Below are 7,798 nucleotides of genomic sequence, written 5' to 3' on the forward strand. Positions count from 1 at the left end.
TTTCACTGCGGAATTTCGGTCGCGCGGGATGCGGACAGGCATCCCGTCGGTCGCCTAGATTGGCCGTGACGAGAACTGTGGACGATGTCCGGGGGCAGCAGAGCCTCCGCAGGCATCATGTGGAGGAGGCGCTGTGAGCAGCGACCCGTGGGGCCGCGTCGACGAGACGGGGACCGTGTACGTGCGTACGGCCGACGGAGAGCAGGTCGTCGGTTCCTGGCAGGCGGGCTCCCCCGAGGAGGCTCTGGCCTACTTCGAGCGCAAGTACGAGGGCCTGGTTGTGGAGATCGGCCTCCTCGAGAAGCGGGTGAAGACCACCGATCTGTCCTCGAAGGACGCCATGGCGGCGATCGGGCACCTGCGCGAGCAGGTCGACGCCCACCACGCGGTCGGTGACCTGGCTGCCCTCCGGGTGCGGCTGGACAAGCTCGTGGAACTGGTGGACGCCCGGCGCGAGGAGCGCAGGGCGCAGCGGGCGAAGCAGTCCGACGAGGCGCGTCAGGCCAAGGAGTCGCTGGTCGCCGAGGCTGAGGAGCTGGCGGGGTCGGACCAGTGGCGGGCGGCCGGTGAGCGGCTGCGGGCGCTGGTGGACACCTGGAAGGGCCTGCCGCGGCTGGACCGCAAGTCCGACGACGAGCTGTGGCACCGCTTCTCGCACGCGCGGTCGGCGTTCTCCAAGCGGCGCAAGCAGCACTTCGCGCACCTGGACGCGCAGCGCGAGGAGGCCCGCAAGACCAAGGAACGTCTGGTCGCCGAGGCCGAGGCGCTGTCGAAATCGACGGACTGGGGTGTGACGGCGGCGCGCTACCGGGACCTGATGTCGGAGTGGAAGGCCGCGGGCCGCGCCCAGCGCGAGCACGAGGAGGACCTGTGGAACCGCTTCCGCGGCGCCCAGGACGTCTTCTTCGCCGCCCGCGGCTCGGTCTTCGCCGAGCGTGACGCGGAGCAGACGGAGAACCTCAAGCTCAAGGAGGAGCTGGCCGGGGAGGCCGAGAAGCTCCTGCCGATCACGGACCTGAAGGCCGCCCGCGCCGCGTTCCGTGCGCTCAACGAGCGGTGGGAGGCCATCGGCCATGTGCCGCGGGACGCCCGGCCGAAGGTCGAGGGCCGGATGCACACCGTCGAGCGGGCCATGCAGGAGGCCGAGGAGACCGAGTGGCGCCGGACCAACCCGGAGGCACGCGCGCGTGCCGAGGGTCTGACCGGTCAGCTCCAGGCAGCCGTGGACAAGCTGAAGGGCCAGATCGCGCAGGCACGGGCGCAGGGCAACGACGCCAGGGCCCGGAAGCTCGAGCGTGAGCTGGAGGGCCGCCAGGCGCTCCTGGACCAGGCCCTGAAGGGTCTGCAGGAGTTCGGCGGCTGACGACCGCCCTCACCGCCGCGGTCACCGCGACGTGAGAGGGGCTCCCGTACCGCGTGTACGGGAGCCCCTCTGTCGTGCGGTGCGTGTCGTGCGCTGTGGCCGGACGGACCCTACGTCCGGTTGCGGGCCGAGGTCACCCTGTACACGTCGTAGACCCCCTCCACGCCCCGTACCGCCTTCAGGACGTGCCCGAGGTGCTTCGGGTCGCCCATCTCGAAGGTGAAGCGGGAGGTGGCGACGCGGTCGCGGGAGGTCTGGACGGCCGCGGAGAGGATGTTGACGTGCTGGTCGGACAGCACGCGGGTGACGTCCGAGAGCAGCCGGGAGCGGTCCAGGGCCTCGACCTGGATGGCGACGAGGAACACCGAGGACTGGGTGGGTGCCCACTCGACCTCGAGGATGCGCTCGGGCTCACGGGACAGCGAGTCGATGTTCACGCAGTCGCTGCGGTGGACGGAGACGCCGCTGCCGCGGGTGACGAAGCCGATGATCGGGTCGCCGGGGACCGGTGTGCAGCAGCGGGCCAGCTTGACCCAGACGTCGTCGACGCCCTTGACGACGACCCCGGGATCGGCGTTGGAACGGCGCTTGCGTCCCCGGCCGCGGGCCGGCGGCACCGACTCGTCGATCTCCTCGGTGGCCGCCTCCTCGCCGCCGAGGGCCTGTACCAGCTTCTGGACGATGTTCTGCGCGGCGACATGGCCCTCGCCGATCGCCGCGTACAGCGCGGAGATGTCCGAGTAGCGCATCTCGTGCGCGAGGGTGACCAGCGAGTCGCCGGTGAGGATGCGCTGGATCGGCAGGTTCTGCTTGCGCATCGCGCGGACGATGGCGTCCTTGCCCTGCTCGATCGCCTCGTCTCGGCGCTCCTTGGAGAACCAGGCGCGGATCTTGTTGCGGGCACGCGGCGACTTGACGAAGCCGAGCCAGTCCCGGGAGGGGCCCGCGCCGGCCGCCTTGGAGGTGAAGACCTCCACCAGGTCGCCGTTGTCCAGGGTCGACTCGAGCGGTACCAGACGGCCGTTGACCCGGGCGCCTATGGTGCGGTGGCCGACCTCGGTGTGGACCGCGTACGCGAAGTCCACCGGGGTGGCGCCCGCGGGCAGCGCGATGACGTCGCCCTTCGGGGTGAAGACGAAGACCTCGTTGCGGGACAGGTCGAAGCGCAGGGACTCCAGGAACTCTCCGGGGTCCTCGGTCTCCTTCTGCCAGTCGAGCAGCTGCCGCAGCCACGCCATGTCGTTGACGGCGGCGGATTCCTTGTCGGCCCTGCCGGACCTGCCCGGGGCGACGTCGGTGCGCACCTTCGAGGCGCCGGCGACGGCCTCCTGCTTGTACTTCCAGTGCGCGGCGATGCCGTACTCGGCGCGGCGGTGCATGTCGAACGTACGGATCTGCAGCTCGACCGGCTTGCCGCCGGGGCCGATGACCGTCGTGTGCAGCGACTGGTACATGTTGAACTTGGGCATCGCGATGTAGTCCTTGAACCGGCCGGGGACCGGATTCCATCGCGCGTGCACCGTGCCGAGGGCCGCGTAGCAGTCGCGGACGGTGTCCACGAGGACGCGGATGCCCACCAGGTCGTAGATCTCCGCGAAGTCCCTGCCGCGGACGATCATCTTCTGGTAGACGCTGTAGTAGTGCTTGGGGCGGCCGGTGACGGTCGCCTTGATGCGGGCCGCGCGCAGGTCCTGCTGGACCTCGTCGGTGACGATCGCCAGGTACTCGTCGCGCTTGGGGGCGCGCTCGGCGACCAGGCGGACGATCTCGTCGTACATCTTGGGGTAGAGGATCGCGAAGGCGAGGTCCTCCAGCTCCCACTTGATGGTGTTCATGCCCAGCCGGTGGGCGAGCGGCGCGTAGATCTCCAGGGTCTCGCGCGCCTTCTTCTCCTGCTTCTCGCGCTTGAGGTAGCGCATGGTGCGCATGTTGTGCAGGCGGTCGGCGAGCTTGATGACCAGGACACGGGGGTCCTTGGCCATGGCGACGACCATCTTGCGCACGGTCTCGGCCTGCGCGGCCTCGCCGAACTTGACCTTGTCCAGCTTGGTGACGCCGTCGACCAGCAGGGCGACGGTGTCACCGAAGTCGCGGCGGAGCTGCTCCAGCCCGTACTCGGTGTCCTCCACCGTGTCGTGCAGCAGGCCGGCCATCAGGGTGGCCGGGTCCATGCCCAGTTCGGCGAGGATGGTGGTGACCGCGAGCGGGTGCGTGATGTACGGGTCGCCGCTCTTGCGCTTCTGGCCGCGGTGCCAGCGCTCGGCGACCTGGTAGGCGCTCTCGATCTGGCGGAGCGTGGCGTTCTCGATCTTGGGGTCGTTGCCGCGCACTATCCGCAGCAGCGGCTCCAGCACCGGGTTGTACGGGTTGGCGCGCTGGACACCGAGCCGGGCGAGCCGGGCGCGGACGCGGTTGGAGGAGCCGGAACGGGCCGGCTGCCCGCTGTTGGGGCGGACCGCGGGGGCGGAGCGGTCGGGCGGCGGGGCTCCCCCCGCGCCGGCGGGGTCCGGAGCGGGGGACTGCTTGGGGCGCGGCTGCTCGGGCTTCTCGGCGGCGGCTGCCTGGGCGTGCTGGACCGGCCCGCGCGGGTCGTTCGTCGCGTGGGGCGTGCTCGGCACCGGCTTGGCCGCGGCAGCCGAGCCGGACTCGGGCTTGTCTGCGGTCAGGTGCTGGGCCTCGTCTGCCAAGAGGACTCCTCGTACGCGATCCGGGTCCCCAGGTCAGGTTCCGGAGCCCCCATGGTAGCCATCCCGGGCCGGCGGATCTTCTTCGGACCGGTGTGCGGACCGTCTCCCCGTGCGGTGTCCGTCGCGCCCGTCCCACGTCGTGCGGCGCTGGGGGACGGCGTTCTGCGTCGCTCGTCAGATCGTGAGCAGTGCCTCCAGCGGGGCGCCGGCCAGCGCCGGTTCCACGCGCGCCCGGCCGCCGAGGAAGCCGAGCTCCATCAGCACGGCGAGGCCCACGACCTCGGCGCCCGCCCTGCGGATGAGCTGGATCGACGCCTCGGCGGTGCCGCCGGTGGCGAGCACGTCGTCGATCACCAGGACGCGGTCGGTGGCGGTGAGGTCCTCGGCGTGCACCTCGATCTCGGCGGAGCCGTACTCCAGGTCGTACGCCTGGCTGAGCGTGGCTCCGGGGAGCTTGCCCGCCTTGCGTACGGGGATGAAGCCCAGGCCCGCGCGGACGGCGACCGGGGCACCGAGGATGAACCCGCGGGCCTCCAGGCCGACGACCTTGGTGGCGCCGGTGCGTCCGGCGATCTCTGCGAGGGCGTCGCTGAGGGCGCCGAACGCCGCCGGGTCGGCCAGGAGCGGGGTGATGTCCTTGAACATCACGCCCGGCTCCGGGTGGTCCGCCACGTCCCGGATGCGGCTCAGCAGCAGTGCGGAGACATCGGTGAGTTCGGTCATCGGCGCTTTCCCGAGGGTCGGCCGCGGCCGCGGGACGCGGACTGGTTGCGTGGGCCGACGACGGCGGCAGCGGCGTCGTCCGGCCCGTCGCCGTGACCGTCGTCGGGCACCCGGACCTCACTCGGCTCGTCGTCCGTGTCGGTGCCCTGGGCGCGCTTGGCCAGGACGCGCTTCTTCAGGGACTTCATCGACGGCTCGAGTTCCTTGAGGTCGGCGACGAGCGGGGTGGCGATGAAGATCGACGAGTAGGCGCCGGCGGCGAGGCCGACGAACAGGGACAGCGAGATGTCGTTCAGCATGCCGGCGCCGAGGACACCGCCGCCGATGAACAGCAGGCCCGCCACCGGCAGCAGCGCGACCACCGTGGTGTTGACGGAACGGACCAGGGTGCCGTTGATGGAGCGGTTGGCGATCTCGCTGTAGGTCCAGCGGGACTGCTTGGTGATGTCCTTGGTCTGTTCCTTGAGGCTGTCGAACACCACGACCGTGTCGTAGAGCGAATAGCCGAGGATGGTCAGCAGACCGATCACCGTGCCCGGTGTGACCTCGAAGCCCACGAGGGCGTAGATGCCGACGGTGATGGTGATGTCGTGGATCAGCGCGATGAACGCGGCGAGGGCCATGCGCCACTCGAAGGCGATCGCCAGATAGATCACGACCAGGAACAGGAAGATGCCGAGGCCCTGCCAGGCCTTGTTGGCGATCTGTTCCCCCCAGCTGGGTCCGACCAGGTCGGCGTTGATCTGCTCCGCCTTGACGCCCAGGTCCTTGGAGAGCTCCGTCTTGATCCTGTCCGAGGTGCTGGTGTCGATGGCCGCGATCTGGATGCGCAGGCTGCCGTCACCGAGCTTCTGGACGATGGCGTCGTGGCCGGAGGCCTCTTCCGCGTGGTCCTCGGCCTGGGAGACCGAGGCGCTCATGTTCTTCGGGGTGGTGAAGACCGCCCCGCCCTGGAACTCGATGCCCATGTGCAGGCCGCGCACCGCCAGGCCGACGATGGCCACGACGGTGATCAGGATGGAGACGCCGTACCAGATCTTGCGGTTCTTGATGAAGTCGTAGCCGACCTCACCGTGGTGCAGCCGGGCGCCGAGCTGACCGAGCTTCGACATCTCTCACGCCTCCTTCGTCTGGGCGGGGGCGGAGTGGCGGCGGGTGCGGCGGATCGGGGGCTTCGCTCCGAGGGCCTTCGGATCCAGGCCGGACCACTTGTGGCCGCTCGCGAAGAACTTCCGGCGGGCCATCAGCGTCAGCAGCGGCTTGGTGAACAGGAACACCACCACGACGTCGAGCAGCGTGGTCAGACCGAGCGTGAACGCGAAGCCCTGGACCTTGCCGACGGAGACGACGAAGAGCACCGCGGCGGCGAGGAAGGACACGAAGTCGGAGACCAGGATGGTGCGCCGGGCACGCGGCCAGGCACGCTCCACGGCGGTGCGCAGGACGCGGCCCTCGCGGATCTCGTCACGCACCCGTTCGAAGTACACGATGAACGAGTCCGCCGTGATGCCGATCGCGACGATGGCGCCGCAGACGGCCGGCAGGTTCAGCGCGAAGCCGATGGTCGGGCCGAGCAGCGCCATGATCACGTAGGTGAGGGAGGCGGACACCAGCAGCGAGACGATGGCGATGAACGACAGGCCGCGGTAGTAGAGCAGCAGGTACAGAACCACCAGGGCGACACCGATCGCGCCGGCGATCAGGCCGGCCTCGAGCTGCTCGCCGCCGAGCGCGGCGGTGACGGTGGTGACGCTGTCCTCGCGGAACGTCAGCGGCAGGGCGCCGTAGGACAGCATGTTGGCGAGTTCCTCGGACGACTTCTGGGTGAAGTTGCCGGAGATCTCCGCGTTGCCGCCGGTGAGGGCCTGGCTGACGTACGGGTCGGAGACGACCTCGTTGTCCAGGACGATGGCGAACTGGTTCTGCGGGGACGGGTTCTGGGCGAGCTGGCCGGTGATGTCGGCGAACTTCTTGCTGCCCCCGTCCGTGAAGTCCATGGTGACGGTCCAGCCGGCACCGGTCTGCGTGTTGAGGATCGCCTGGGCGTCGTCGACGTCCGTGCCGTCGACGGCGGCGGGGCCGAGGATGTACTTCTGCCACTGGCCCTGGGAGTTCTGGCCGCAGGCCACGGTCGAGTCGGTGGCCTTGGTACCGTCACCGGCGGTGGCGCGGACGCTCGCCTTGGTGCAGTCGAGCGCGGCGTACTGGGCCTGGAGCTCGTTGTCGGCCTCGGCTGCGCCGTCCGCCGCGGGCGCGGAGGGGCTGGCCCCGGCCTCTGCCGAACCGCCGGCGGACGGGGTGGGGTCGGCCTTCAGGGCCCCGGTGACCGCACGGCCCTGGGTGGTGGCGCTCGCCGACGGGCTGGTGGTGGAGGACGGAGACCCTTCGTCGGTGGTCTTGTCCGTGGCCTCCTCGCTCGCGCCGTCGGTGGCCTTGTCGCCCTCGGTGCCCTCGGCGGAGGCGTCACCGGTGCCGCTCGGTGTGGGAGCGGCACCGCCCGCGGCGAGCTCGGTGGCGACGACCGGGCGGAAGTAGAGCTTGGCGGTGGTGCCGACCTGTTCCCGGGCCTGTTCGGAGTTGGTGCCCTTGGGGATGTTGACGATGATGTTGCGGTCACCCTGCGTCTGGACCTCGGCCTCGGAGACACCGAGACCGTTGACGCGACGCTCCATGATGGAGACCGCGGTCGCCATGTTGGTCGGGTTGACCGCGGATTCCTGACCGGCCTCGGGAACGGCGGCCAGCGTGATGCTGGTGCCGCCGGCGAGGTCGATACCCAGACGCGGAGTGGTGTGGCCGGAGGCGAACATCCCCCCGGTGAGCGCCACGATGGCGATCAGGATCAGGGCCAGCGAGCGCCACGGTTTGCTTGTGGCGCTCGCGTTGCGTCCCTTTTTGAGTGCTGCCACCTTCTCGTACTCCCTCTCGGGCCGCCCCGCGCCCGGTCGACGGGCGGACGGCCATGACATGGTCTCGGGGTTCCGCGCGAGCTGGGCATGTCCCGGGGTGCGCGGGCCGTACGGCC

5 protein-coding genes are annotated in these 7,798 nt (G+C 70.2%); 1 reads left to right on the plus strand and 4 read right to left on the minus strand.

The features are described from left to right. Positions 1–133 precede the first annotated feature (133 nt). Positions 134–1,363 carry a DUF349 domain-containing protein gene (locus ACFWVE_RS28675; RefSeq protein ID WP_384019949.1) on the plus strand — a complete coding sequence of 410 codons (1,230 nt, stop codon included), beginning with the start codon at positions 134–136 and terminating at the stop codon, positions 1,361–1,363. A gap of 110 nt (positions 1,364–1,473) precedes the next feature. Here the strand turns inward: ACFWVE_RS28675 and ACFWVE_RS28680 are convergent, their stop codons facing one another. The 4 genes from ACFWVE_RS28680 to secD form a co-directional block, all read right to left on the minus strand. Then, positions 1,474–4,050, minus strand: coding sequence for a RelA/SpoT family protein (locus tag ACFWVE_RS28680; RefSeq protein WP_384019952.1), 2,577 nt, complete (start codon positions 4,048–4,050; stop codon positions 1,474–1,476). Between the two features lie 174 nt (positions 4,051–4,224). Continuing rightward, positions 4,225–4,773: an adenine phosphoribosyltransferase gene (locus ACFWVE_RS28685; protein ID WP_384019955.1), complete on the minus strand. Its 549-nt coding sequence runs from the start codon at positions 4,771–4,773 to the stop codon at positions 4,225–4,227. After that, a complete protein-coding gene (secF, locus tag ACFWVE_RS28690; protein WP_384019957.1) occupies positions 4,770–5,885 on the minus strand; it encodes a protein translocase subunit SecF in 1,116 nt (371 codons plus the stop codon). Before secF ends, ACFWVE_RS28685 begins: the two co-directional genes overlap by 4 nt. Positions 5,886–5,888: 3 nt before the next feature. Continuing rightward, positions 5,889–7,682 (minus strand): protein translocase subunit SecD, encoded by a 1,794-nt coding sequence (gene secD / locus ACFWVE_RS28695; RefSeq protein WP_384019959.1) that lies wholly within the window; start codon positions 7,680–7,682, stop codon positions 5,889–5,891. Between the last annotated feature and the right edge of the window lie 116 nt (positions 7,683–7,798).

Origin of the sequence: Streptomyces sp. NPDC058632 (genome assembly GCF_042717095.1) — a bacterium.
Classification (GTDB): Bacteria; Actinomycetota; Actinomycetes; order Streptomycetales; family Streptomycetaceae; genus Streptomyces.